Here is a 26,258-nt window from a genome sequence, read left to right as displayed (position 1 = left end):
GAATAAGCAAACCCAAGCGTCGGGCCGGGAGAACTATAAGCCTGACGACTTCAACCGCTCCAACCGCCCGGTGCGGACCCGCATGCCGGGTGGTGTGGGAGGGGCGGAGCTGATTGGCTCCCCCCTATCCCGATTTTGGACCTAACACGCGGCGGTCGTAAGCGGCGGCTATTTAGGTTCCGAAGTGGCCTTGCGATCAAGCGCCGCCAAATCATTCGCCAAGCGCATCGGGATATCCATGCGGTCATGCAGGATGCTGATCACGCCGATATCGCCGTTGTCCAGCTCCCGAAAAAACTCGACTTCGTCGGCAACTTGGCGGGCGAGTTCATTGGCGTTCTTGTTTGCCCGTGCATCCACAAGGCCGATGGCGCAGCCCAGAGGGTTGTTCGGCTGGCCGACTTTCGAGATCACAAGGATATTTGGACCTCGTTGGGTTTTTCCATGAGCGTCGGGATAATAGATCAAATTGAAGCGTACGATTGCTGCGCGAGGTATGCCCTTGTCGTCGAGGCGCCATTCAATTGTGTCGCCAATGGCGTTGTCGCCGACAAACGATTCAAAATATTCGGTCAGGATGTGTTCCGACAGATAGCCGAATTGCACGCTGGTCTGTGAACGGGTCTTTCTAAGCACCTTGTAGGCCCTGTATCCCCTGCAGTAAAAATTGCCCTGAATGTCTTCCATGGCAAATTGCTTCCGATCCGCAGACGAAATCGGATCGAGTTCCTTGCATTGGGTGGCAAGCGCTTCTTTTGTCGTGGGAAGCTTTTGATAGGCGCTTTCATTGGCGAGGGCGCCGGATGAAATTGCCAGTCCGATCAGAAAACCCAGGACACGTGCCCCTGTAGACATGAGCAATTCCTCCTGAAAGCACCACTGTTCATGTGAACGTGGCGGCGGTCAATGGCAAGCCGACGACCATTTCGGGGGGAATGCCTTCGTATAACTCGCTCACCCGATGCCTTGACATTTGCCGGCACGCCTGGTGCCTGTTTTGCGCTCGGCACTGGCCAAGATGTCGACGATTTCTTGGCGAAAGATATCTGCGATCAGGCGCACGGCTATCCCTCTTCATCGTAAAGATGTCTCTTCCAGAAGTTTAATTCATTAGGCCTAATTCAACTTGAAAGCTTTCGAATAGATGCTAAACCTGTTGTTGTGGGAGCGGAGAATTCAATTCTGGAGTCTCAATCGCATGGCTGACCTTTGTTGGGATTCCGATCCCGATTGATCTCTTGAGCGACCTGAAACCCGTTTGTAGGGGATGCAGCATGGCCAGAGTTGTTAGACCTCACGGCACCGGAGTTCGCGGTGCCAGCTTGGCGCGTCGTTCGGTGCTTTTTGAAGGGCCTTTCGGGCGCATTTTCCGGGCTTTGCCTCCGGCTGATTTCGGTGATGATGACGCAGCGTCGGAAACGGCGCTGGGATTGCTGGCCACGAAGATGGTGGCGGACTTTGATCCGCGGAAAGATCAGCCGGACGCCGAGGAAAGCGGCATTCCCGCAGCCTATACCTATTTCGGCCAGTTCATCGACCATGATCTGACATTCGATCCCGCCAGCAGCCTGCAGCGGCAGAACGATCCCGAGGCCTTGGTGGATTTTCGGACGCCGCGCTTCGACCTCGACAATATCTATGGTCGCGGGCCTGATGACCAGCCCTATCTCTACAATGGCGCCACCAGGAAATTCGTGCTTGGCGACGCATTGACGGGCGGCACGACGGCGTCGTTTGATCTTCCCCGTTCGAATGCCGATCCGCAGCGCGCCATTATCGGCGACCCCCGCAACGATGAAAATGTCATTATCTCGCAGCTGCAGGGACTGTTTCACCGGTTCCACAATGCCATGGTCGACCGCCACCCGGGATCCAGTTTCGAGGAGATCCAAAGGATCGTCCGGTTTCATTATCAATGGGTCGTGGTCAATGACTTCCTGCCGACGATCGTGGCAGGTGCCGTGCTCCATAAGGTGGCGCCGCATATCAGCAAGAAAACCAACATCGTCGTCGACCCGCTGAATCTGAAGTTCTTCAAACCAAGGGACGAAGCCTTCATGCCCTTGGAATTCGCCGCGGCAGCCTATTGCTTCGGTCATTCCATGGTGCGGCCCGGCTATACTTTGAACAGAGACATCCGCAAGCTGCGAATTTTCCATCCGACCGATCCGACCGCGGCTCTGACCGGCTTCCGGAAATTCCCGGACAACTGGGGTATCGACTGGGCGCGGTTCATCGATCTGGAACCCCGTCCGTATGGAAGCCTGGATAACGAAAACGACGCCGGGAATGCGGACAGGCTGCAACTGGCCTACCGCATCGACACATCGCTTGTCGAGCCTCTCGGGGAACTTCCCTCGACCGTTGCCGATGGTCCGACCCCCCTGTTTCACTCGCTGGCATTCCGGAACCTTATGCGCGGCTGGCGGATGCGGCTGCCAAGCGGCCAGTCGATCGCCAGGGCCATGGGCGTCATCCCGTTGACGGATGACAAGATCTGGATCGGCAAGTTCGGCGACAACCCGAGTGACAAGAGCGAGGCCATCACCATGGACGAGATCAAGGCGATGGAAGGCGGCGCCGGTTTCGACCAGACCTGTCCTCTCTGGGCCTACGTGCTGGCGGAAACCCGGCATTGGCAGACTGAGAGACATGTACGCACGTCCGGTGGCATCAAAAGCATCAAGACATATCAGCTGGGTGAGGTTGGCGGCCGGATTGTCGCCGAAACCTTCCTTGGCATCCTGCATGCGGATAGCAGCTCCTATCTATCGCAGGATCCCCTTTGGGAACCCGAAAGGGCACTCAGACATGATCATCGGTTCGGGCTGAGAGAGCTCATCGCAACGGCGCTCGGGGTACAGGTATCGTAGGCTCGTCCAACCGGAGCCGCCTCTGCCGGTGCTTTTTGGCGGGCGACGATACTTGCGTATTTTTGCCCACCAATCAGTTTGGATTTCAGGCTGCTCACACAGCAACAGGACCGGCCGCGGGCGCGTCATGCGGACTCCTGCTCATTACGTATTTCTACTCTCTGTTCAGCCTGTTGCACGACAGATTTCGCCTGGCGAGCCAATTCCTCGCTCAGCTCCTTGAGCTGCGCCTCGTCGAGCTTTTCGATACCGACGAAGCGGTTCGCCGCTTGCGACGCTATGATCAGCTCGTCGAGCTTGGCCTGCAGCGCCTTGCCATCCCTGTTCTGTGAGTTCTGCAGCACGAACACCATCAGGAAAGTGACGATGGTGGTCGAAGTATTGATCACCAGTTGCCACGTTTCCGAATAGTTGAAGAAGGGCCCCGTTATCGCCCATACGAGCACGAGCGCCGCTGCAGCCACGAACGTGATCGGCTTGCCCGATGCTTCGGACATGGCAGTGGCAAATTTTGCGAACAGTTTCGACATTTTCCTACCTTTCCTCGCGCATAGAACGGAGCGCTGCGCCGCCAGGCGTTGACGTCGCATGTCGCAACGGGCAGGCCATTCGAATACCGGCCGTATCCTGCCGAACACCATTCCCAGGCTTTGCGCAGTTCATCTGTGTGGATGCGGAATTTCTCTCTTTGGAATGTGGTCGGGCAGGTGGGCGATAACTTCCGCTGCATCCAGCTTTGCGACGACAAAGCGCCGATCGTCCATGATCCGGAAGACATAGAGGGCGACCGGCTTTCCTTCCTTGATCATGTTGGCGAGATGGTCGTGGGCCGCAATAAGAGCGTCCTCCTTGGCGTCCTCGATGTCGGCGCATTCGATGCCGAGTTCATCCGGCATCAGGTCCCGCCCGTCGAAAATATCAATGAAGAAACGTGGCATGAAACCGCTCGCTCGTACTGACAGTGCAATGCAGGATCGATATGCGCCAGGAGCCGGCAAAGCTGGCTTGCGCGAGATCACCGGGCGCCGGTGAACACTTCCTCGAACGCAAGGAAAATGCGCCAGACAAGAAATGGTTTCCATGCAGTGGCATCAGGGTCCGCCATGGAGGAGGGCCAGTGGTGTCCTCGATCCTTCGTGCTGGTGGAGACCGAATAATGGCTTCGACGAGGCGCTACTCGGCGGGCGCACTCTCCGGCCGGCCACGCAAGGGCTTGTGGGGCATGAAGATGTAGATCACGGCAGCAACGAGCATCATCGCCGCCATGGCGTAATAAAGCAGTGAAAACGGCAACGCGTTCGCAACATGCGTGACCGTTCCGCCCCGGCCTTCGGTGCCCAGTGGCACGCCATGGCTGAGCGCGATGGCGCCGAGCATGGCGACGCCGAGCGCGCTGCCGAGCGAGCGCAGGAAGGTCAGCATGCCGGTGGCGACACCGAGATGTTTCTGGTCTACGCCATTCTGGACGGAGACCATGGTGATGGGGAAATTCACGCCCATGCCGAGCCCGACGACCACCAGCAATATTTCCAATACGACGAGCGATGTCTGGGAGGCAAACAGGCCCGTGGCGATGAAGGCCAATCCGCTGATCATCGAGCCGACGATGCAGATACGCTTGATGTGCGTGATACGCAGCGTCAGCCTGCCGCCCAATGTGGCGCCGGCGACCGTGCCCAGGAGAAAGCCAAGCAGCGCATATCCAGCCTGGGCAGGCGACAGGCCGAGATAGGCCTGTGCATAGACGGGAAGATAGGTGGCAAGCCCGATATTGGCGGAGGAGACGAGAAACAGGGCGAAGGAACCAGTCAGTACGATCCGGCTGGACAGGATTTCGAATGAAACAAGCGGCTCGGAGGCGCGAGACAGGCGAATCCCGAAGGCGATCCAGAGGAGCAGCGAAACCGCGGCAAGAGTGAGGATTTGCGGTGAAGTCCAGGCGTAGCTGCTGCCGCCCCAGTTCAGCATCAACAACAGGGTCGAGGTCGCCGCCACCAGCAAGACTGCACCCAGACCGTCGAGCCGGTGGGGCCGCCCTGGCAGAGCGAATTTCTTCAGCGGTTTGTTGATGACGATCATGGCGACGATGCCAAGCGGCAGGTTGAGCCAGAAGATCAATGGCCAGTAATATTCGGCGAGCGTGCCGCCGAGCAACGGACCGGCAATGCTGGCTATGCCCCACATGCCTGAAATCCAGGCGGCGTAGCGACCGCGCTCGCGCGGCGGCAACATGTCGCCGATGATGATCTGCGTCAGCGCGAACAATCCGCCGCCGCCAAGCCCCTGGATGGCACGGGCGCCGATGAGGACGAACATGTTCGGTGCGACGGCAGCGACCAGCGACCCCAACAGGAACAGGCCGACGGCGACATAGAGTGTGCTGCGCCGGCCATGGATGTCGGAGAACTTGCCATAGAGCGGTGCCACCGCCGTCGCCGTGAGCAGATAGGCTGTGACGATCCAAGGCAGGTAATGCGAATCGCCGAGATCGCCGCCGATGGTCGGCATGGCCGGTGTGACGATGGACTGATCAAGCGCGGCGAGCAGCATCGCCGTCAGGATGCCGATCATTGTGACGACGCGATCGTGATTGCTCAGTTCAAGTGGGCGAGGCGAGGGTGGTTGTTTTGTCGAACGCGCGTCGTCTGGCACCGGATAGGCCTTCTCATGTCAAAAATCAGGGATTCATCGATCGTCGTCAGGCGGTTGCGCAGCTCGGTCGGTATGGCTGTAATTTAGGCAATTGCTAACACGCGAAGCAATTCGGCTCAAGTTTATCGGGTTCTCAGTCACGTGAAACTGAATGGCTCTGGATGCCGAAGGGCGACAGCCGAGCCGCATGAGTTTCGTCTGGGCGTTTCAAACTTCGGTCGGACCAGCCGATGGCGTCGTAAACCAGTGCGCCCCGTCCTCGGCCATATAGACATGATCTTCGAGGCGCACGCCGAATGTGCCGGGAAAGACGATCATCGGTTCGTTCGAAAAGCACATGCCGGGGGTGAGCGGCGCCTTGTTGCCCCGGACGATATAGGGCGCTTCGTGGATTTCGAGGCCGAGGCCGTGGCCAGCGCGATGCGGCAGGCCGGGCAGGCGGTAGTCCGGTCCGAGGCCGTGGCGTGCAAAGGCGCTGCGGGCGGCGGCATCAAGGCTTTCCGCAGGTGAACCGAGTTTCGCGGCATCGAAGACGACCTGCTGTCCCTCACGCTCGATTGCCCAGGCGCGTTCGAATTCGCGATTGCCGCTGTCGAGCATGTATGTGCGGGTCAGGTCGGAATGATAGCCGTCGATGCGGCAGCCAGTATCGACAAGAATGACGTCGCCGGCCCCAAGAATCTGTTCGCCATCGGCGCCATGCGGCAGGGACGTGGCCTCGCCGAAGGAGACGATGCAGAAGGTCGAGCCGCCATCGGCGCCGGCGGCGCGGTGCTGCTGGTCGATAAAGCGCACGACATCCGACGCTGCTGTTCCGGGCGTGATCGTGTCGCGGACCTTGCGGTGAATATCGATGGTGATGCCCATCGCATATCGGATCAGCGCGATTTCCGCCGGCGACTTCAAAAGCCGCAGCGCCCGGATCATCGGGCCGCCATCGACAAGCCGTGTCGCGCCGATTTCTTCGGCGAAGGCGTGGTAGAAGGCGAGCGGCAACGCGTCGTCGAGCGCGAGCTTGCCCGAGGCGCCGGCCAGGCTGGAGACCAGTGCACTGGGACGCTCCTCTTCCTCCCAGACGAGAATGTTGCCGGGCAGGCGCGGCAGGGTTTCGACCCGGCTGCGCTCGAAGCCGGGGACGATATAGGTGAGCGTGTCACCGGTCACCACGGCGCCGAGCAGCCGTTCGCTCAGGTGCCAGACGAGGCCGGTGAAATAGCGCAGGCTCTCGGTAGGCCCAAGCAAAGTGGCAGCGATGCCATTGTCCGCCATGCTCTTGCGCAGGCGGGAGAGGCGGGCCTGCCGCTCATCTCCAGTAATTGCGGGAACGGGGTGCGGCCAGGCTGGATGCGCCATGCTATATATCCGTAACTCAAGCCAAATCAGATGCTTGATTCCAACATAGGCCGATTGTAGGCAATATGTCGACAGACTTTGAGTAGGATAGCGCCATGCTCGTCAGTGAATATACGATCCCCGGCATTCACATCCGCGACCTCCTGATCGATGTGCCCCTGGACTGGAAGCGGCCGGATGGCGCATCGATCAAAATGTTCGCCCGCGAGGCCTGCGATGCGATGCGCAAAAGCGAGAAACTGCCGCTGCTGCTCTTTCTGCAGGGCGGCCCGGGCGGCAAGTCGCCGCGGCCGGTTGGTGGCGGTCCTTCCTGGCTCGGCGAGGCGCTGAAGACCCATCGCGTCGTGCTGATCGACCAGCGCGGCACGGGGCGCAGCACGCGCATTGAAAGCACCACGATGGCGGCGTTTGCCGATGGCGAGGCGGGAGCGGACTATCTCCGCCATTTCCGCGCCGACAGCATTATCGCCGATTGCGAGCATCTGCGCAAAACCATCTATGGCGGCAATCGCTGGGAGACGCTCGGCCAGAGCTATGGCGGCTTCCTGACGCTGACTTATCTGTCGCAAGCGCCGGACGGGCTGGCCGCCTGCTACGTGACTGGCGGGCTGGCGGGGCTGACAGCGACGGCGGACGACGTCTATCGCCGCACCTATCCCCGTGTCGCCGCCAAGAACCGCGAATACTACAAGCGCTATCCGGCCGATCTCGACCGGATCGCGAAGATCGCCGACCATATCACAGCCAATGACGTCCGCCTGCCGGACGGCGACCGGCTGACGGTGCGGCGGCTACAGACCATCGGCATCGATTTCGGCATGGCGCCGGGCTATGAAAACATCCATTGGCTGGTGGACGAAGCGTTTTCCGATCCCGAGCAAACACGTCTGTCCGACAGTTTCCTCGGCTCGGTCATGTCGCTGACATCCTATGACAATGGTCCGATGTTCGCCGGTCTCCAGGAAAGCATCTACGGTCAGGGCAAGGGGCCAACGAACTGGGCGGCCAGTCGCATCCGCTCGGAATTTACCGAATTCGGCGAGCAGAGCCGGCCGCTGCTGCTGACCGGCGAGATGATGTATCCGTGGATGTTCGAGGAAATCCGCTCGCTCCGTCCTTTCCGTGATGCGGTCGAGGCCTTGGCGAGCTATGACCGGTTTGAGCCGCTCTATGATCTGGCAAGGCTGGCTTCAAATGAGGTGCCGGTGGCCGCGGCGATCTATTTCGACGATATGTATGTCGATGCCGACCTGTCGCTGGAAACCGCGAAACATGTCGGCAATGTCCGGACATGGGTGACGAACGAATTCGAGCATGACGGCGTGCGCCAGTCGCCCGCAGTGTTCACGCGGCTGAGGCAGATGGTGCGGGATTGCGGCGGAGTGCTGGGTTAGCGTCCGTCTTTTTTGGATGGAGCGCGCTACCGGCCGTTACTGCTGTGGGACGATGGGCTGCGTGGGAGCAGCGAACTTCGCTTCGATTTCCGTCATATGGGGATGGGTTATGCCGTTTGCCCGGAGAGATTGGAAATCGTCCGACACTTCTTGTTCCCAGGTCTTGCCGTTATCGCTATGGCCTCGCATGCTCATGTATATGGCGTCAGCGTCAGCGATCTTGTTCTGAAACATGAGAGCGTGCGCCAGGCTCGCTTTGAACCACATTGCGTCTGGCTCGAGCGCCACAGCCTCTCTGGACTTGACCTCGGCGAGTTGGAAATTCCGATCCATCAGCGCACGATATGCTAAATTTTGCTTTAGCTTGGCGAGATATCGCGTCAGGCGAGGTATCGAATTTTGTTCCTCTGCGGATAAGCTTTGCTGATCAGCGGATTGCAGAATTTTGAGTGCGGATGCGACATTCGCCTCTGTATCTTTGTCAACCATAGCCAAGCCGACCAAAGCGGTCACCTCGTCCAACCTGGCATCGGAGCTTTCGGGCTGGCTGAGCGCCAGTTTCCGCGCGACATCGAGACTTTCTTGAAAGAGATCGATGGCGGTGGTTGAATCTGACGCCCTGATTATCGCCGCAAGGTTGCGTAGGTTGACGGCCAAATCGTTCTGGAACCGAATGTTGGATGGTTCTGCTGCTACCAACTTTCTCAGTATTGCCACTGACTCTTCAAGAAATGTTCTCGAATAATCCGGATTGTTTGCTATATGAAGCGAAGCTATAATATTCAACGTTGCTGACATGTCAGCCTGATAACTGAGATTGTCTGGATCCGTGTTCGCCAAATCGCGTTCGATCTTTAGACTCTCTTGATAAAGAGAATCGGCTGAGTCTGGGTCGCTTGCACTTTTGAATTTGGCAAGGTCGGCGATGCTTTGTGACAGGGCAGTTTTGAAATCTCTATTGCTCGGCTCGGCCGCTGTCAGCTTTCGGGCGATAGCGACCCTTTCCTGATAATAAGAGGCGGCTGTATCTGCATCAACCGGACTGATAACTTGAGCGACCTCACCCAATCTTCCAATTAGATTCTGTTGAAGTGTAATGTTATGAGGCTCTAGATCGCTGATTTTTTGTGCGACCATAAGGCTCTCATGGCAATATCCTTGAGCCTTATGAGGATCAATGTTTTCAAGAATTAGGCACATGCCGGTTAGAAATGTAGATATATTTTCTTTAAATTCATTATCACCGGGATAATTTTTTTCTAGCGTTTGAAGAATATCGACGCTTTGTTGATAATATTGCAGCGCCAACGTCGGGTTAGCATCCGACTCGACCTCTGCCATTCTGGCCAACGCTCCGGCTAGGTCGCCCTGAATCCTCTTGTCACGCGGACTTGCGAGCGCGATTTCGCGCTGGACGACAAGGCTCTTCTCGTAAGATTGAACGGCGGTCGACCGATCAATATTGACGAGACTGTCGCCTATTCCCCGCAACGCCGTCGCCATTTGATATTTCGCCTCTACCTTGTTCTTTTGCTCATCCGTCATGCTGTTAAAATTGGAAATACTTTCTTCATAATACTTATTTGCTTCAAACGGGTCATTTGGACGTGTCAGTTCCCCAATTTTGTTGAGTGTGCGGGAAATTTTCACATGGATTTCATATGATGTTGGCTCTTTCGTCAGAAGATTTCGGGCAATGCGAAGACATTCAACGTAGGTTGCAAGCGATGCTACCGAATCGGTGCGCTCTTCTACGCCCGCGATTTTGTTCAAAGTCTCAAATACAGCGCGTTCAAACTCAATGTTGGCAGGCGCCGCCGCCGCGAATTTGCGTCGAATGACCAAGCTTTCCTGCAGGAGCTGAAGTGCGGAACCAGGTTGGGCACGGGCGAATGTTCCCAAATCTGCCATGTTTTCAAGAGTTGTGGCGATATGGAGTTGATACTCGGTATTTCCTGGCGATTTCTTGGACAGTTTGCGAAATAGTTCGAGGGCCTCGCGATAATTTTCGCTTGCCGCAGCCGGGTCGCTTTGAGCTTGACTATGCGCGACGTTGCTGAGCGCCATCGCCATGTCATGTTGCAACTGATCATCATCAGGGTTTTTCGAAAGCAGCTTGCGCCGAATGTCGAGACTCTCCTGGTAGAAAGCTAATCCGGTAGGGGCATCAATTCGTATTATCAACTCCGCAAAGCGATCAAGATGTGCGGATAGACTTTTCAAAAGTTCGATATTTGTTGGATCTGCTGCCACACGGTTGCGATCGATAACTATGCTTGCCGAGAGGGCTGCCATCTCATCCGTCGGATCTCCCAAATGCGCCGTTGCGCCTGCGAATCCATCCAGGGCAGCAGATCGACGTCGGAAGAGAGAAGCCTTGCCCTCGTTGTCATGCGACAACGACCCCTGGGGGCCGTGGGCTCGTTGCAAAATCTCTGCGACCAAGGCATTTGCCTGACTTGTGTCTTTGAATTTTCTGTCAAGATCTGTGACAGGACCATTCGACATTTCGACAGCGGCGTTTGGCTCGCGGTCTATGCGCTCTCTTTGGTTCTGTTGCTCGAGGGCAGGGACTGCGCTGTTGCCTGTGCCGGTGAAACAAACAAGGCCAGCCAGCGAAAGCGCGGACACGAAAGAGGCGCGGGTCCGGCGTTTTACATGTGCCGCTGTCTGGTTCTTCGACTCCCCGATGACGTTTTGCTCGTTCTTGAAGAAACTTGCTGGACGCTTTGCGGTCCAGCCGCCGAATGCCCGCACGCCGGGGAAAGGCAAGCCTCGCTCGGTGAGCCCGTCCGGCGACCACTTTGCATGTTCCTTGTCGACGCTGAAATACGATATGAAAACGTTTGCCATTTGAAGCATCCAATTCCGGAGAGTGTATGGATATAGTGCACAACGACGGATGCAAGGAAAGTGTATTTAGACGGGTGTCGTGGCGACTTTAGGTAGACATCCCTATCTTCGTTGCATTCGACCGGCAATGAGACTGATCCGGTTCCCTGAATGCTCTAATCCAGCCCGATCTCGATCGGCCTCTGCAGGTCGCGTGCCACATATTCCTGTATCTGGCGCACGATCTGCCGCGCATGGGCGATTGCCAGATGGTCGGCGCGGGCGACGTCGCCCGATTCAATGGCGAGGATCATTTCCTCGTGCTCGTCGACATATTGGCGCGGCAGCCGGTCGTCAAAGGTGGAGTAGTAGAGCCTCAGAATGCGGCGGCCCTCGTCGAGGAGCCGGGCGAAGAACCTGACATAGTAGGGATTTCCCGTGGCCTCGGCGATGGCGACGTGGAACTCTCGGTTGGCGTCGATCATGGTATAGGCGTCGCGCCTCTCGACCGCGGCGGCGAAAGCCTGCTGGTGATGGCGAATCGCGGCCATCATCGCGCCGCCGCGATGCTCCGCCGCCCCGCGGGTGCTGACGCGATACATCAGCGTCAGAGCTTCGAAATAGGGCGGCAGCGCCGCAAAGTCGATTGCGGCGACGATGGTGTTGCGGTTGGGCAGCGTCGTCACCAGTCCGTCGGCGGCGAGGCGCAGCAGGGCTTCGCGCACCGGCGTGCGCGACATGCCGAACCGCTCCGAAAGGCCGACCTCGTCGAGGGGACTGCCGGGCGGCAATGTCATAGCCAGGATTTCGTGGCGCAGCGTGTCATGGACGACCTGCGTATTCGATCCGCGCACCCGGCCCGTATCCGGCTGCCCCTGCAATTGCTGTTCTTCCATGCCCCGGCCCTCAGTCGATGGAGCGGTTCACTATGCGAGCCGTTCGCCGCTTGCAACCCTCCCGGCGCGGCCGCACCAATTCGTGTGATGTATTAGCCGGCTAATGACTTGCCGCTGACGGGATCGAAGAGATGCATGCGGTTCATATTGAAGGACAGCGGCATGGTCGCGCGGGGTTTCGGATCGCTTTCCGGATCGACGCTGGCGCAGAGGCTGACGGGTCCGATGTTGAAATAGATCATGGTTTCCGGGCCAAGCGGTTCGACCAGATCGATATTCGCCTGAAAGGTTTCGAAGCCGGGTTTTGGGGTTAGGCTCGAGATCGATTCCGGACGAATGCCGAGGATGACCGGCTTGCCGGCGTGGCTGCGATAGTCCCGAGCGCGGGCAGGGGGAACGGCCAGGCGGCTGCCCTCGTCGAGCACGACGACCAAGCCATCGCCTTCCGTCTCCAGCCGTGCGTTGAGAAAATTCATCGACGGCGAGCCGATGAAGCCGGCGACGAACTGGCTGACCGGATGGTGGTAGAGCTGCTGCGGCGGGCCGGCCTGCTCGATGATGCCGCCGTTCATGACGACGACGCGGTCGGCCATGGTCATCGCCTCGACCTGGTCATGTGTGACATAGACGGTCGTCGTCGGCAGAAGCTGGTGCAGGCGCTTGATCTCGGTGCGCATCTGCACGCGCAGCTTGGCGTCGAGATTGCTGAGCGGTTCGTCAAACAGGAAGACTTTTGGATTGCGCACGATGGCGCGGCCCATGGCGACGCGCTGGCGCTGGCCGCCGGAAAGCTGGCCGGGGCGGCGCGACAGGAGCTCGGTGATATGCAGCGTTTCGGCGGCGCGCATGATGCGGGCGTCGATCTCGGATTTCGGCAGTTTTTGCTGTTCGAGGCAGAAGGAGATGTTTTCGCGGACGCTCATATGCGGATAGAGCGCATAATTCTGGAACACCATGGCAATGTCGCGCTTGCCCGGACCGAGCCGGTTGACGACCTGGTCGCCGATGATGATGTCGCCCGCGCTGATGTGTTCCAGACCGGCGATCATGCGTAGCGTCGTCGACTTGCCGCAGCCGGATGGGCCGACGAAGACGACGAATTCGTTGTCTTCGATTTCCAGGTTGATGCCGCGCACGGCTTCGTAAGTGCCGTAGGACTTGACCACGTTGCGCAGTTGGAGCCGTGCCATCGCGGTTTCCTTACTTTTCGTGCAGCCAGACGGCCATGGCGCCCGGCTCACGGTTAGCCCAGAGATGGTAAGGGATGGCCCTGAAACGTTTCGGCTTCAACACTGGCGGTGCCGTGCGATAGAGCATGTCCTTCCAGTCCGAGGCGTCGGCTTCTAGCGCATCGCCTTCGAGAACAGTTGCGCCACCGAGCAGTGCCGCATCATAGTTAGCGACAATCTCACCATCGGATGACAGCCGCAGGCGTTGCGGTTCGGTGCCGAGGTCGGTTTCCTCGACGCAGAAGATCACGGGGCCACGGCGCAGGGCAACGCGATCATTGTCCTCCGTTGCAGCTGGATGCGCGTATAGGCGATCGACCGGCATGTCGAAGGCAAGCCGTAGCTCGTCACCGTCGCGCCATTCGCGCTCGATCGCGGCGTAGCCCTTGGTCACGTCGAGTTCGACGCTTTCATCATTGACGAAGGCCTTGGCATCGCGGCACCAGCCGGGGATGCGTAGCCTGAGGGTGAAACGCTTAGGCTTGTCGAGGCCGAGCGAGATGCGGATGTCGCCATTCCAGGGATATTCGGTCGTCTGCCTGAGGTGCAGGAAAGCGTCGCCGATCGACAGTTCGGCTGAGTTTTCGCCATAGAGATGGATCGCCACTTCATCGGCCTTGGTCGAATAGAAATATTGGCCGAGCGAGGTGATCATGCGGGCGATATTGGTCGGGCAGCAGGGGCAGTAGTGCCACTTCCAGCGGCGGTTCTGGCCGTGGCTTTCGAGCACATTCTCATAGAAATAATGCTCACCGTCACGGGAAATGCCGGAGAGCGCACCGTTATAGAGCACGGTTTCCAGCTTGTCGGTGAATTTGCTGTCCAATTCGATCTGCGCCATCCGGTGGCTGAAGAAGCCGAGCGCCACGGCAGCACAGGTCTCGGCGTAGGCCGTTTCGTTGGGCAGGTCGTATTCGCGGGTAAAACCCTCGTTGGAGGCCGAAGGGCCAAGGCCGCCGGTGACATAGAGCTGGCGGCCGACGAGATTGTCGAACAATCGGTCGCAGGCGCTTCTCAGGCTGTCGTCATCATTCTCGATAACGAGGTCGGCCATGGCGGAGAACAGATACATGGCGCGCACGGCGTGGCCCACGACCTGGGTCTGTTCGCGCACCGGCATATGCGCCTGGCTATAGGCATAGGTGTGGAAGACGTATTTTGCCGGATCGTCGCCGCGCTTGCGTGCCTCTTCGTCGTAGTAGGACGGCATCCGGCCGCGCTCGTCGATGAAATAGGTGGCGAGCTTCAGGTGGCGTGGGTCCTTGGTGACGCGGTAGAGCTTGACCAGCGCCAGTTCGATTTCCTCGTGCGCTTCATAGCCGCGCAGCTTGCCCGGCTCGCGGCCGAAGGTGTCGATGATGTGGTCGACAGCGCGGATCATCACGTCGAGAAAGCGGCGTTTTCCCGTTGCCTCGAAATAGGCGACGGCACCTTCGAGCAGGTGGCCCATCGAATACATTTCGTGCAGGTCGCGCAGATTGGTCCAGCGCTTGTCGGGCTCGCGGCGGATGAACCAGCTGTTGAGATAGCCGTCGGCCATCTGGCCGTGTTCGAGCTTTTCGACGATGGAGTCGATCTTGGCTTCGATGTCGGGGTTGGGATTGTTCTTGAGCGTATAGCTTGCCGCCTCGATCCACTTGCCGAAATCGGAATCGAAGAAATGCTGCATGGAAAGGCCGCTCGGCTGGATCGGGCGGACGAGCGGGGCGGGCGGCTTGTCGAAATCCAGCACTTCGAGAAACCCCTCTTCCTCCAGCCGCATGTGCTGGGTCGGAATGGTGACATCGCGGACGGTCTCGGTCCAGCTTTTCCAGAAGCCGCCATAGAAGCTGACCCGGGCGTGGTCGGCCGGGAGATAGCGCTCGATCGGCGATCGCGGCTGGGACTCGGTCCCCGATTGCGTCGCGGGTTTTTGGGCAATGGGCATGGGAACTCCTTGAGCGGCGGGGCCGCCGGTCATTTCACGGCGCCGGCCGTCAGGCCGCGCACATAATAGCGTTGCAAGAGAAGGAAGAGGATGATGCAGGGGATCATGGTCACTACGATGCCGGCCTGCAGCGCACCCCAATCGATGATGCCGTAGAGGCCGGAGGAGACGTTGACCAGCATGATCGGCAGGGTGAACTTGTTCTCATCCGACAGGAAGATCAGGGCTGCAAGGAACTCGTTCCAGGAATTGAGGAAGGCGAACATGGCGACCGTCGCCACGCCGGGCAGTGCGATCGGCAGCATGATGCGGCGGAGGATCGTCGCCTGCGAGGCGCCATCGATACGTGCGGCCTCGATCAGCGCCTTCGGCACGGCGTCGAAAGCGTTGCGCATCATGAACACCGAGAATGGCAGTTGGAAGGTGACGTAGATCAGCACCAGGCCGAACAGGTTGTTCTGCAGACCGAGCAGCTTCAGGATCAGGAAGAGCGGCGTCAGGATCGACTGGAACGGGATCATCATCGTCGCCATGATCAGGATGAACAGGATCGACTGACCGGGAAAGCGGAACTTGGAAAAGCCGTAGCCTGATGGCACCGAGACAATGACGGTCAGGACAACAGTGCCGATGGCGATCATCACCGAATTGGCGGCATAGACATACCAGCCGGCGCCGACATGTTCGAGCCGATGATAGTTTTCCAGCGAAAAGGTCTTGGAGAACAGAGCCGCCGGATTGGCAAGCGCCTCTGCTGCAGGCTTGAACGAATTGGCGACCGACCAGACGATCGGCATGATGAAGAAGATGGCAAACAGGATCGAGGCCAGCAGGAAGAGCAGATAGCCGACCTGGCGGCCCTCAGAATTGCTCGCGGATTTGGGCGTGGCGGTGTTCATCAGCCTTCCTCCGGACGCTCGCGCAGGAGCACGAATTGAATGGCGCTGATGGSGACCAGCACAATGAGCAGGGCGAAGGAGAGCGCCGAGCCGTAACCCAGCCGGTAGGACGAGAACGACGCCAGGTAGATCGAGAACACCGCCGAGATCGTCGAGTTTTCCGGCCCGCCCTGGGTGATGATAAAGAACTGGTCGAAGGCGAGCATGGAAGAGGTGACGTTGAGTACCAGCGCCAACACCAGCGAATTGCGCATCAGCGGCAGGGTAATGCGGCGGAAGCGGTTGAAGACGCTGGCGCCATCGATCTTTGCCGCTTCGATCACGTCGCTGGAAATGCTTTGCAGGCCGGTGAGCAGGATGACCATGGTGAAGCCGGAGGTCTTCCAGACGACCATGAGGATGATGACGCCGAGTGCGGTCCAGAAACCTTCGAGCGGCCGGGGTGCAGAACTGATCAGGCCGATGCCGCGCAGCACTTCGGCGAAGACGCCGCTATCGGGATTGAGCAGCCACATCCAGAGCGTCGACGCCGCGCCGAAGCCGATGACCACGGGCATGAAGAAGATGGTGCGGAAGAAGCCGGCCGAGCGCAGTGGCCGGTCGACCAGCAGCGCCAGCGGGAAGGCAACGATGAAGATCGCGGCCGTGACCAGCACGGTGTAGAGGATCGTGAAGCCGAGCGAATGCCAGAGCTGGTTGTCGCCGAGCAACTCGCTGTAGTTGGCGAGGCCGATGAACTTTTTTCGGCCGAGCAGCGGCCAATTGTAAAAGCTCATCCAGATGGTCATGGCGAGCGGGACGAGAAACAGGACGAGGATGAACAGGAAGCCGGGCAGGATGAAGGCCAGGCCGAGCCAGCCCTTCGGCTCCGGGTCGCCGGAGGTTGGCGGTTCTCTGTCCGTTGTCGGCGGGTTGGGCAATGGTGTTCCTCGGTAATTCTATAGGCGCGTCGGTCTTGGCGAAGACCCTCTCTGGCCTGCCGGCCATCTCCCCCACAAGGGGGGAGAAGACTCGTGGCGCGCTCCTTGCCTCGATTGTCGCGCAGCGGAGCGGCAGGTTAAGCCCCTCCCCTTGTGGGGGTCCGAAGGACGGGTCGAGACCAGCGGTTTGACCCCGCAAGTTTGGGGCGGGGTTCTTATTGCGGGTTTGTACGGTCCAGGATCTTGGTAAAATCATCCTGCGCCTTCTTGATCGATCCATCCACATCCTCGCCAAAAATCGTGCCCTGGATCAGGTTGATGAACGGGCCGGTGCGGCTGACGAAGAGTTCGTCCGAAGAGAAAGTATAGGGCGTGCGCGCCTTGGCGAGGATGTCATAGGCCACGAGGTTGCGCGGGTCGAACTTGGAATAGGCCTCCTTGGCCAGGTCCGTGCGCGACGGCATGCCGGATTCCTGGGTGATGTAGACCTGCTGTTCCGGCTCCATGTAGAATTTCACGAAGTCGAGGGCGACCTTCTTCTTGGCGTCGTTGATGCCCTTGATCAGCGCCAGCGTGTCGCCGCCGGCAAAGCTCGAGACGCCGCCCTTCGGTCCCGGGATCGGGGCGACGGCGAACTTGACATCAGGATATTTGCTGGTCAGCAGGTTGACGATATAGGAGCCGGTCATGAGAATGCCGACCTTGCCCGAGGCGAAGGCTTCGACGGCGTTGTTGCCATTGCCCGAACGCGCGGTCGGATGGATGGCGCCGGCCTTCCACATGTCGCGGTAGGCGGCGATGGTGTCACGCAGTGCCGGGGTATCGACGGTCGCCTTGCGGCCGTCATCGCTCAGCACATCGGCATTGGCCGCCCAGAGATGCGGCAGGAAGTCATAGATCAGCCAGCTGCCGGAATTGGCGACGAAATAGAAGCCGTAGGTTTCCTTGTCGAGCGCATGGATCTTCTTGGCATCGGCCGCGATCTCTTCGAGCGAAGCCGGCGCCTTGTTCGGATCGAGGCCGGCTTTCTTGAACAGGTCGGTGTTGTAGGCGATGATCGAGGCGTCCGGCAGCGCCGGCACGCCATAGATCTTGCCGTCATAGGTGGCGAGGCGGATATGCGAGGGGCTGAGTGCGGCGGAATAGGGCAGGCCCTTGACGAAATTGCTAATGTCCTCAAGGCTGTCATTGGAAGCGAAGGTCGGCAGGTAGATCAGGTCGAGGACGGCGCCATCCGGAGCCGCGCCGGCGGCGATCGAAGCACCGAGCTTCGGCACCATCTGTTCGGCGGTGATCTGGGTCACATGGACCTTGTCGGAATGCGAGGCATTGTATTTGTCAGCCAGGCCCTGGAGCACGGCGCCGGAAGACGTCCGCACCCATAGCGTGATTTCTTCGGCATGGGCGAGAGAAGAGCTCGCCAGCAGCGCAAGAGCGGCAATCGTGGATTTCAAACGGTACATGCGAGTTCCCCTTCTCTTGTTTGAGCCCTTGGGGCATCGGAACGGAGGCGACGTTAATAGAGAAAATTTTTGATGTCGACAGTCTGTGTGCATCAAAAATCCAGGTTTTTGATAAAACCTTTTAGCAGCTAGATTATTTCTGATAAAAGGTTTTAGCAAGCCAGATGTATGGGGGCTGAATTGAAGGAACCGAGCACCGGACGGCACACGATCCGGGACGTGGCGAAGGCTGCGGGGGTGAGCATTGCGACAGCCTCCAACGCGCTCAACGGCACCGGCCGGACCAATGCGGAGACCCGCGAAAAGGTCCGCCGGATCGCCGAGGAGATCGGATTTCGGCCGAATGCGCTCGCGCGGGGGTTGCTGACCCGGCGTAGCCATGCGATCGGCATGCTGACCAATGACACCTATGGGCGCCTGACCTTGCCCATGGCGTCAGGCGTGTCGGAAGTGCTGGTCGACCACGGCGTCTCGCTCTTCCTTTGCGCCACCAACAACGATCCGCGGCTGTCGAAACTGCATATCGAGACGCTGCTCGACCGGCAGGTGGACGGCATCATCTTCACCGCCACCCGCATCGACCTTGAGCCGCCACCGGAACTGACCAGGCTGAAGATTCCGGTGATCTATGTCTTTGCACAGGGCCCCGAGGACAGTGTCAGCTTCCATCCCGACGACGCGCAGGGCGCGCGGCTCGCCGTCGAACACCTGCAGAGCCTCGGCAGGCAGCGCATCCTGCATATCACCGGAGAACGCGACTATCTCGCCGCACGCCTGCGGGCAAAGGCCTACCAGGAAATGGTTGCGGCGCCCGCGGACGTCATGTTCGGGGACTGGTCCGAGGAATGGGGCCATGCCGCAATCGAAACCGTGTTTTCCCGGTCAGGTGAAAAGCCGGATGCGATTTTCGCCGGCAGCGACGAGATCGCCCGCGGCGTCATGGATGCGTTGCGCGACAGATACATTTCCATACCCGACGACATTTCGGTTGTCGGCTTTGACAATTGGGGTGTCGTCGCCAAGCAGACCCGGCCACCACTGACGACGATCGATATGGAGCTCAAGGAGCTCGGCCATCGGGCCGGGCTGGCAATTCTGGGCCTATCGAAGGGGGAGACGCTCGAACCTCGGATCGAGAGATTGCCCTGCACGCTCGTCGTTCGCAGTTCCGCGGCAGCGGCTGCGATCCAGCGCGAGCGTGGTGACAGCTAGCTCTCCGGCGCGCTACGAAACCTCGGTGGAAGAGGCGTGATCGAGACTGCTCCGGGCGATTAGTCTTGGTTCGATCTGGATATGCTCCGCCGCGGTCCGGCCATCAAGCCGGGACAGCAATGCCTTGGTCGCCAGCCGGCCGAGGCTGTTGCCCGACTGATCGATGCTGGCCAGATCGAACATCGGGTTTGAGGCGATCGGCGAATTGTCGAAGCCGACCACGGCGAGATCCTCCGGCACCCTTATGTCCAATTGGCGCGCGGCGGCGAGGAGCTGGATCGCGTCGAGATCGCTCCAGCAGAAGATCGCGCGCGGCCGGTCCGGCTTTGACAGGAAGCCGGCGATGATCTCGCGTCTGCGGTTGGCATCGGCGGCGGATTGCACCGGCATCTGTAGTAGCTGAACGTAATCGGCCAGGCCCAGGCGCTGCATGGCACGGCGGTAGCCGATCTCGCGCTGATAGACGACGGAGACCTTGTGGCCGTCCTGCTCCGCCAAAGTGAGCATGGCGATGTCGCGATGGCCCGCAGAGGCCAGTGCGTCGACGATCATTTCGGCGCCTTTCTGGTCGTCGGTATTGATGGTGTCGAAGCCGGTCGCGTCCGCATGATGATAGCCGATGGTGACGATCGGGATATGGCGGGCAAAATCCTCGACCATTGCCGCCGGCAGGCGTGGCGCGACCAGGATCAGCCCGTCCATCTTATGGTCGATCATGGAATCGACCAGCGAGGTCTCAAGCGTGACCTGCGCACTGCCGACACCGATCATCGCCTGGTAATTCGACGCCCGGAGTTCTTCGCGGATGCCTTCGATGATCTGCGGCAGGAACGGGTTTTCGATGTCGACCAGCAGGATGCCGATGGTGAAAGTGCTGCCGCGCAGACCGCGCGCCGGCTTGGAGGGCCGATAACCCAGCTTGGCGATCGTGCCGTTGACCTTCTGCCGCATCTCGTCGCTGACGCCATAGGCATCGCGCAACACTTTCGACACCGCGGCGACGGAAACGCCGGCATCGGCGGCAACGGTGCGGATGGTGATCCGGCTCTGGGGTTTTTCGCGAATGGTTTTTCTCCGGACGCCTGACAGGGACGCCGCTTCATTCACTACCATACGAAAAATCTGCTTGCGTCAACATGTGTAGAACGTTATACGGAGAACGTTCTACACAGAACGGCAGGGAATGGGAGGATGGTGATGAACATGCATTCGCGGAGAACCGCGCGCCTCGATCGGCGCCAATGGGAAGGCGAGATGATCGCCGCCATCGGCGATGAAGGGCAGGGGACGCGAGCCTGGCATGTCGCCAAGGTATTCTCGCTCGATGCCGTTCCCGCCGCCGTCGATCTGTTCATTTCGGCGCTTGGCCTCTATCGCTGCTTCATCAATGGCGCCCGCGTTGGCGACGACCTGCTGACGCCTGGCCTGACCTGCTATGACGACCGCATCGGCTACCAGCGCTATGACGTGGCAGGCCTGCTGAAGGCCGGCGAGAACCGGATCGAGATCTGGCTCGGCGACGGCTGGTATCGTTCGCCGCTGATGTGGGGCAAACATCCGATCCCTAATACCTGGGGCGAGCGTGCCGGTGCGATTGCCGAGCTCGTCAGTCCGCAGGGCCTGATCGTCAAGACCGACACGAGCTGGAAGAGCGGCAAGCTGCCGATCCTCAAGAACGGCATCTATTTCGGCGAGGTCTATGACGCTCGCCTTGAATCGCTGAGCGATGACGGCGCGGTGGAGGCGCTGGCCTTCGACAAGGCACTGCTCGTCGCTCACGAGACGGCGCCGGTCGGGGAACTTGCGCCGATTGCGCCGGTCGAACAGTGGAGCGACGCCGAAGGCCGGACGATCTACGATTTCGGCCAGAATGTCGGCGGCTATGTCCGCTACATCGTCTCCGGTCCTGCCGGTGCGGAGGTGGCGGTTGAACATGCCGAGGTGCTGGCGCCCGGTCGCGAGTTCGACAACCGCAATTTCCGCACCGCCGAAGCCAAGACGGTCTACATCCTCAAGGGCGCCGGTGACGAAACCTATGCGCCGACCTTCACCTTCCAGGGTTATCGCTATGCGCGGCTGACGCTCAAGGGCGGTGCGGTGATCAAGGCAATCCATTCCGTGCCGATTTCCTCGGTGCCGGAGCTGAAGGCCGGTTTTGCCAGCGGCAATGCACTGGTCGACCGGCTGGTGCAGAACACGATCTGGTCGCAGCGCGCCAATTTCATCGAAGTGCCGACCGATTGCCCGCAGCGCGACGAGCGCCTCGGCTGGACCGGCGATGCCCAGGTTTTTGCCGCCACGGCCTGCTGGCTGACCGACAGCCAGAGTTTTCTGCGCAAATATCTGCGCGACGTGATGGCCGACCAGCGCGAGGATGGTGCGGTGTCGCATTTCTCGCCCGATCCGACGCGGCTGCATCCGCAGCATTTTCCCGGCTTTGCCGGCTCGACCGGCTGGGGCGACGCGATCGTTGTCATTCCCTGGGTGCTCTACACACATTATGCCGATCGCGACGTGCTGGCCGAATGCCTGCCGGCGATGCGCAAATGGGTGGATTTCGTCTGGTCGATCTCCGATGGTCCGCTGGTGCGTCCGCCGTCGCATTGGGGCGCTCGTGGCTTCACCTTCGGCGATTGGCTGCAGCCGGTGGGCGACAATCGCAAGCCGCGGCCGACGATTGCCGATGATTGCGCCGCGACGATCTATCACTTCATCTCAACCTCGCTGCTGGCCCGCATCGCCGATGTGCTCGGCGATCGGGCTCTGAAGGCCGAGATGGAAAAGCGCGTCCAGGCGATCAAGGATGCTTTCGAGGAAGAGTTCATCGCGCCCTCAGGCCGTCTGGCCCACAATGACCAGACGTCCTATGCGCTGGCTTTCCTTTATGATCTCGTGCCGGAAAAGCATTTCGAGGCGGCCAAGGCGCATTTCCGCCGGGTCATAGAGGATGCCGACTACAAGATCGGCACAGGCTTCATCGGCACGCCGGCATTGCTGCCGGCGCTGACCAAGCTCGGCTTCGATGATCTCGCCGCGCGCGTCTTCCTGCAGGAGGACGTGCCGGGTTGGCTCTATCAGGTCGTGCAGGGCGCCACCACCATCTGGGAGCGCTGGGATGCGATCGGCCGTGACGGCACGATCTATGATCCGGACATGAACAGCTATAACCACTATGCCTATGGCGCCGTCTGCCAGTGGCTGTTCGAGCAGGTCGCCGGCATCCGCCCCGATCCTGATGCTCCGGGTTTTGCACGGGTGATCGTCGAGCCGGTGCCGCTGGCCGAGCTTGGCCATCTCACTGCCCATCACGATGTCGCGCAGGGTCGGATCGAGGCGTCCTGGAAGATCGAGGGCGACAAGGTCGCCTATTCGATCACGCTGCCGGCCGGCTGCGAAGGCGTGTTCCATGCCGGTCCCCGCTATCGCAACGCGACGCTTGCCGGCAAGTCCATCGAGGGCGAGACCGTGTTGCCAGCCGGAACCCACACCATCGCTTTCACCCTTCCGGGCGCCTGACGCCCGGCCACCATGTCAATGTTCGGAGGAGGAACGACATGAACATGAAGCTTGGATTTTCACTGCCGCTCGCGCTGGCGATTGTCGCCGGCGGGGTCAATCTTGCCTGGGCGGATGTGAGCCTGTCATTGCTGATCGACAACGGACCTGACACCGTCGCCGGCATGCAGGCTCTCGTTGATGCCTACCAGAAGGCCCATCCCGGCGTGTCGATCGAGATCGAACAGCGGCCGGGCGGCAGCGACGGCGACAATATCATCAAGACGCGCCTCGCCACCGGCGAGATGTCGGACATGTTCCTTTATAATTCCGGCTCTCTGTTCAAGGCGCTGAACCCGGCCAAGTCGCTGGTCGATGTCAGCGACCTACCGGCGCAGGCCAATGTCCAGTCGGTGTTCAAGACCGTGGTGACCAATGACGGCAAGGTCTATGGCGTGCCGTTTGGCACCGCCATGGGCGGCGGCATTTTCTACAACAAGGCGATCTATAAGGAACTCGGCCTCTCGGTGCCGAAGACCTGGGCCGAGTTCATGGCCAACAATGCCAAGATCAAGGCGGCCGGCAAGGTGGCGGTAGCGCAGACCTATCACGACACCTGGACGTCGCAGCTCTTCGTGCTCGCCGATTATTATAATGTCCAGGCGGTCGTGCCGAACTTCGCCGATGACTACACCGCCAACAAGGCGAAATATGCAACGACGCCGGCGGCGATCAAAGGCTTCGAGCACCTCAAGGAAGTGCATGACGGCGGCTATCTGAACGAGGATTTCGGCGCCGCCACTTATGACGATGGTCTGCGCATGGTGGCGACCGGCGAGGCGGCGCATTATCCGATGCTGACCTTCGCCATCGGCGCGATAAAACAGAACTATCCGGACAATCTCAAGGATATCGGCTTCTTCGCCCAGCCCGGCGACGATGCCAACAAGAACGGCCTCACCGTGTGGATGCCGGCCGCGCTCTATATCCCGGCAACCAGCAAGCATATCGACGAAGCGAAGAAATTCCTCGACTTCGTCGGCAGCGTCGAGGGCTGCGACATCCTGATGGCGACCAATGCCGCCCAGGGTCCGTCACTGACCAAGGGCTGCAAGCTGCCCGCTAACGTGCCCTCGGCGGTCACCGACATGCTGCCCTATTTCGACACCGAAGGCCGCACGGCACCGGCGCTCGAATTCCTCTCGCCGGTCAAGGGGCCGGCGCTGGAGCAGATCACCGTCGAAGTCGGCACCGGCATCCGCCAGCCGGCCGATGCGGCCAAGCTCTATGACGAAGACGTCCGCAAGCAAGCCCAACAGTTGGGTCTGCCCAACTGGTAACTCCTCCCTGGGCGAAGACCGCTCCGTCGCGCTAGATGTGGCGGGGCGGTCTCAAATTGCGAGGCGAAGATGAAGCATGGTTCCCCGGGCGCCCGCCGCTCGCCCTATCCTCTCTGGTTCTTCCTGCCAGCCGCCGTGATCTATGGCGTGCTGTTCCTGGCGCCGACGATCGCATCGCTGTGGTTCAGCCTGACGCGCTGGGACCTGACGAACGCGACCTTCATCGGACTTACCAATTTCGAGCAGTTCTTTTCCGAGCCGTTCCTGGTGCAGGGCCTGACCAACACGCTGATCTATGCGGTGACGACATCGGGCCTGAAGACAGTCTGCGGCCTCATGCTGGCGGTGCTGCTCACCAGCAATATTTTCGCCCGCGGCTTTCTCCGCACGGTGGTATTCTTCCCGGTGCTGGTCTCGACCATCGGCGTCGGCATCGCCTTTACCGTGATGATGCATCCGACGCGCGGCATCATCAATGTCGCGCTCCATGCCATCAACCTGCCGCGGCCGGGTTGGCTGACCGATCCGTCGCTGGCACTGTTTTCAGTGGCGTTGGTCGATCTCTGGAAGGGCGTCGGGCTCGCGACCCTGATCTTCATTGCCGGCCTTGCGGCGATCAGCCCGGATTATTACGAAGCCTCGCGCATCGATGGCGCGACACGCTCGCAGCAGTTCTGGCGCATTACCCTGCCGCTCGTCCGGCCGGCCATTGCGACGGTGGTGACGCTGTCGCTGATCGGCGGCATGCGGTCCTTCGACATTATCTGGGCGATGACCCGCGGCGGCCCCGGCTTCTCCTCGGATGTCATCGCCTCGGTGATCTACAAACAGTACCAGGCCGGTTTTTATGGCTTGTCGACGGCCGGTAATGTCATCCTCTTCCTGCTGATCGGCGTGGTCATGCTGCCGCTGACGCTCTGGTTCAACCGCCGGGAGGTCGAGCTTTGAAACGCCATCGCCCGCTCATCACAGGCCTGATCGCGCTGGCCTTCGCCGCCGTCATCTTTATCCTGCCCTTCGCCTTCATCGCGTTGCAGGCAGTGAAGTCGCGCTCGGAAGCGTCGCGGCTGGATTTCAGCCTGCCGAATTCCTGGCTCTTCGTCGACAACCTCGTCGCCGTCGTCAAGGTGCAGGATTATCAGCTGTTGCTCGCCTTCTTCAATTCGAGCGTCATTACCGTCGCCGCGGTGATCTTGCTGATCATCCTCTCGGCCATGGTCGGCTATATCATGCAGCGCCGCAAGACGCGCTGGAACGGCGTTGCCCAGATTCTTCTTCTCGTCGGCCTGATGATGCCGCCGGCGGTGGTGCCGACCATATGGCTGTTGCAGTCGATCGGCCTGTTCAAGAGCGTTTTTGGCATGATCCTGATCCAGGTCGCCTATAACCTGTCGTTCTCGTCACTGCTTTATCGCTCGTTCATCGCCACAATCCCGCGCGATCTCGACGAGGCGGCGATCATCGATGGCGCGAAACCCTGGCAGGTGTTTTTCCGGGTGATCCTGCCGCTGTTGAAACCGGTGACGGTCACCAATGTCGTGGTGCAGTCGATCGCCATCTTCAACGATTTTACCAACCCTCTCTACTACTTGCCGGGCAAGGAAAACGTCACCGTGCAACTGACCCTGTTCAATTTCCAGAGCATGTATACGACACAGTACAATCTGCTGTTCATGAACATCCTCCTGGTGACGATACCGCCGCTGATCGTCTTCATCTTCTTCAACCGACAGATCGTCGCCGGCATGACGGCGGGCGGCGTAAAGGGATAAT

Annotated in this window: 20 protein-coding genes; 7 read left to right on the top strand and 13 right to left on the bottom strand. The window is 59.8% G+C overall.

Features of this window, described 5'->3' with window-relative positions; translation table 11 throughout:
* Nucleotides 1–168: 168 nt before the first annotated feature.
* Complete coding sequence (locus tag AC1DYF_RS34385; RefSeq protein WP_477882612.1) at nt 169–855, bottom strand: hypothetical protein; 687 nt, start codon at nt 853–855, stop codon at nt 169–171.
* Nucleotides 856–1,274: 419 nt separating this feature from the next.
* Between AC1DYF_RS34385 and AC1DYF_RS34380 the strand changes: the two genes are divergently transcribed.
* Nucleotides 1,275–2,873: a peroxidase family protein gene (locus AC1DYF_RS34380; RefSeq protein WP_477882611.1), complete on the top strand. Its 1,599-nt coding sequence runs from the start codon at nt 1,275–1,277 to the stop codon at nt 2,871–2,873.
* Between the two features lie 125 nt (nt 2,874–2,998).
* On the opposite strand, the gene AC1DYF_RS34375 is transcribed toward AC1DYF_RS34380, so the two are convergent.
* The 4 genes from AC1DYF_RS34375 to AC1DYF_RS34360 all read right to left on the bottom strand — a co-directional run bounded on the left by AC1DYF_RS34375 (nt 2,999) and on the right by AC1DYF_RS34360 (nt 6,878).
* The gene (locus AC1DYF_RS34375; RefSeq protein ID WP_477882610.1) at nt 2,999–3,403 is read right to left on the bottom strand and encodes a low affinity iron permease family protein; all 405 of its coding nucleotides are present in this window, start codon (nt 3,401–3,403) and stop codon (nt 2,999–3,001) included.
* Nucleotides 3,404–3,532: 129 nt separating this feature from the next.
* Complete coding sequence (locus AC1DYF_RS34370; protein ID WP_477882609.1) at nt 3,533–3,955, bottom strand: DUF6894 family protein; 423 nt, start codon at nt 3,953–3,955, stop codon at nt 3,533–3,535.
* Between the two features lie 91 nt (nt 3,956–4,046).
* Nucleotides 4,047–5,444 carry an MDR family MFS transporter gene (locus AC1DYF_RS34365; protein WP_477882607.1) on the bottom strand — a complete coding sequence of 466 codons (1,398 nt, stop codon included), beginning with the start codon at nt 5,442–5,444 and terminating at the stop codon, nt 4,047–4,049.
* Between the two features lie 288 nt (nt 5,445–5,732).
* Nucleotides 5,733–6,878: a M24 family metallopeptidase gene (locus tag AC1DYF_RS34360; protein ID WP_477882606.1), complete on the bottom strand. Its 1,146-nt coding sequence runs from the start codon at nt 6,876–6,878 to the stop codon at nt 5,733–5,735.
* A 95-nt stretch (nt 6,879–6,973) separates the two neighbouring features.
* Between AC1DYF_RS34360 and AC1DYF_RS34355 the strand changes: the two genes are divergently transcribed.
* Nucleotides 6,974–8,272 (top strand): alpha/beta hydrolase family protein, encoded by a 1,299-nt coding sequence (locus tag AC1DYF_RS34355; RefSeq protein ID WP_477882604.1) that lies wholly within the window; start codon nt 6,974–6,976, stop codon nt 8,270–8,272.
* A 36-nt stretch (nt 8,273–8,308) separates the two neighbouring features.
* Here AC1DYF_RS34355 and AC1DYF_RS34350 read toward each other — a convergent pair whose 3' ends face one another.
* The 7 genes from AC1DYF_RS34350 to AC1DYF_RS34320 form a co-directional block, all read right to left on the bottom strand.
* Nucleotides 8,309–11,125: a hypothetical protein gene (locus AC1DYF_RS34350; protein ID WP_477882603.1), complete on the bottom strand. Its 2,817-nt coding sequence runs from the start codon at nt 11,123–11,125 to the stop codon at nt 8,309–8,311.
* A 155-nt stretch (nt 11,126–11,280) separates the two neighbouring features.
* The gene (locus tag AC1DYF_RS34345; protein ID WP_477882601.1) at nt 11,281–12,000 is read right to left on the bottom strand and encodes a GntR family transcriptional regulator; all 720 of its coding nucleotides are present in this window, start codon (nt 11,998–12,000) and stop codon (nt 11,281–11,283) included.
* 92 nt (nt 12,001–12,092) lie between these two features.
* Nucleotides 12,093–13,190, bottom strand: a complete 1,098-nt coding sequence (locus AC1DYF_RS34340) for an ABC transporter ATP-binding protein (RefSeq protein ID WP_477882600.1) — start codon at nt 13,188–13,190, stop codon at nt 12,093–12,095.
* A gap of 10 nt (nt 13,191–13,200) precedes the next feature.
* The gene (locus AC1DYF_RS34335; RefSeq protein ID WP_477882599.1) at nt 13,201–15,156 is read right to left on the bottom strand and encodes a glycoside hydrolase family 127 protein; all 1,956 of its coding nucleotides are present in this window, start codon (nt 15,154–15,156) and stop codon (nt 13,201–13,203) included.
* Nucleotides 15,157–15,185: 29 nt separating this feature from the next.
* On the bottom strand, nt 15,186–16,055 hold the full coding sequence (locus tag AC1DYF_RS34330; protein WP_477882597.1) for a carbohydrate ABC transporter permease: 870 nt from the start codon (nt 16,053–16,055) through the stop codon (nt 15,186–15,188).
* Nucleotides 16,055–16,975 (bottom strand): carbohydrate ABC transporter permease, encoded by a 921-nt coding sequence (locus AC1DYF_RS34325; RefSeq protein WP_477882596.1) that lies wholly within the window; start codon nt 16,973–16,975, stop codon nt 16,055–16,057. Before AC1DYF_RS34325 ends, AC1DYF_RS34330 begins: the two co-directional genes overlap by 1 nt.
* Nucleotides 16,976–17,190: 215 nt before the next feature.
* Nucleotides 17,191–18,438, bottom strand: a complete 1,248-nt coding sequence (locus AC1DYF_RS34320; RefSeq protein WP_477882594.1) for an ABC transporter substrate-binding protein — start codon at nt 18,436–18,438, stop codon at nt 17,191–17,193.
* Between the two features lie 180 nt (nt 18,439–18,618).
* Here AC1DYF_RS34320 and AC1DYF_RS34315 point away from each other — a divergent pair, with 180 nt between their 5' ends.
* A complete protein-coding gene (locus AC1DYF_RS34315) occupies nt 18,619–19,650 on the top strand; it encodes a LacI family DNA-binding transcriptional regulator (protein ID WP_477882593.1) in 1,032 nt (343 codons plus the stop codon).
* A 12-nt stretch (nt 19,651–19,662) separates the two neighbouring features.
* Here the strand turns inward: AC1DYF_RS34315 and AC1DYF_RS34310 are convergent, their stop codons facing one another.
* Nucleotides 19,663–20,763: a LacI family DNA-binding transcriptional regulator gene (locus tag AC1DYF_RS34310; RefSeq protein ID WP_477882591.1), complete on the bottom strand. Its 1,101-nt coding sequence runs from the start codon at nt 20,761–20,763 to the stop codon at nt 19,663–19,665.
* Between the two features lie 84 nt (nt 20,764–20,847).
* Between AC1DYF_RS34310 and AC1DYF_RS34305 the strand changes: the two genes are divergently transcribed.
* From AC1DYF_RS34305 to AC1DYF_RS34290, 4 genes are all read left to right on the top strand, one after another.
* Entirely contained in the window at nt 20,848–23,166 is a 2,319-nt protein-coding gene (locus AC1DYF_RS34305) for an alpha-L-rhamnosidase (RefSeq protein WP_477882589.1), read from the top strand.
* A gap of 44 nt (nt 23,167–23,210) precedes the next feature.
* Complete coding sequence (locus AC1DYF_RS34300) at nt 23,211–24,485, top strand: ABC transporter substrate-binding protein (RefSeq protein ID WP_477882613.1); 1,275 nt, start codon at nt 23,211–23,213, stop codon at nt 24,483–24,485.
* Between the two features lie 69 nt (nt 24,486–24,554).
* Nucleotides 24,555–25,433, top strand: coding sequence for a carbohydrate ABC transporter permease (locus tag AC1DYF_RS34295; RefSeq protein ID WP_477882587.1), 879 nt, complete (start codon nt 24,555–24,557; stop codon nt 25,431–25,433).
* Nucleotides 25,430–26,257 (top strand): carbohydrate ABC transporter permease, encoded by an 828-nt coding sequence (locus tag AC1DYF_RS34290; RefSeq protein WP_477882585.1) that lies wholly within the window; start codon nt 25,430–25,432, stop codon nt 26,255–26,257. Before AC1DYF_RS34295 ends, AC1DYF_RS34290 begins: the two co-directional genes overlap by 4 nt.
* Nucleotide 26,258 lies beyond the last annotated feature (1 nt).

The organism is Rhizobium sp. P2_G9 (genome assembly GCF_056403475.1).
Note: the sequence above shows the minus strand (reverse complement) of the source record. Positions and strands in the feature narration are given on the sequence as shown.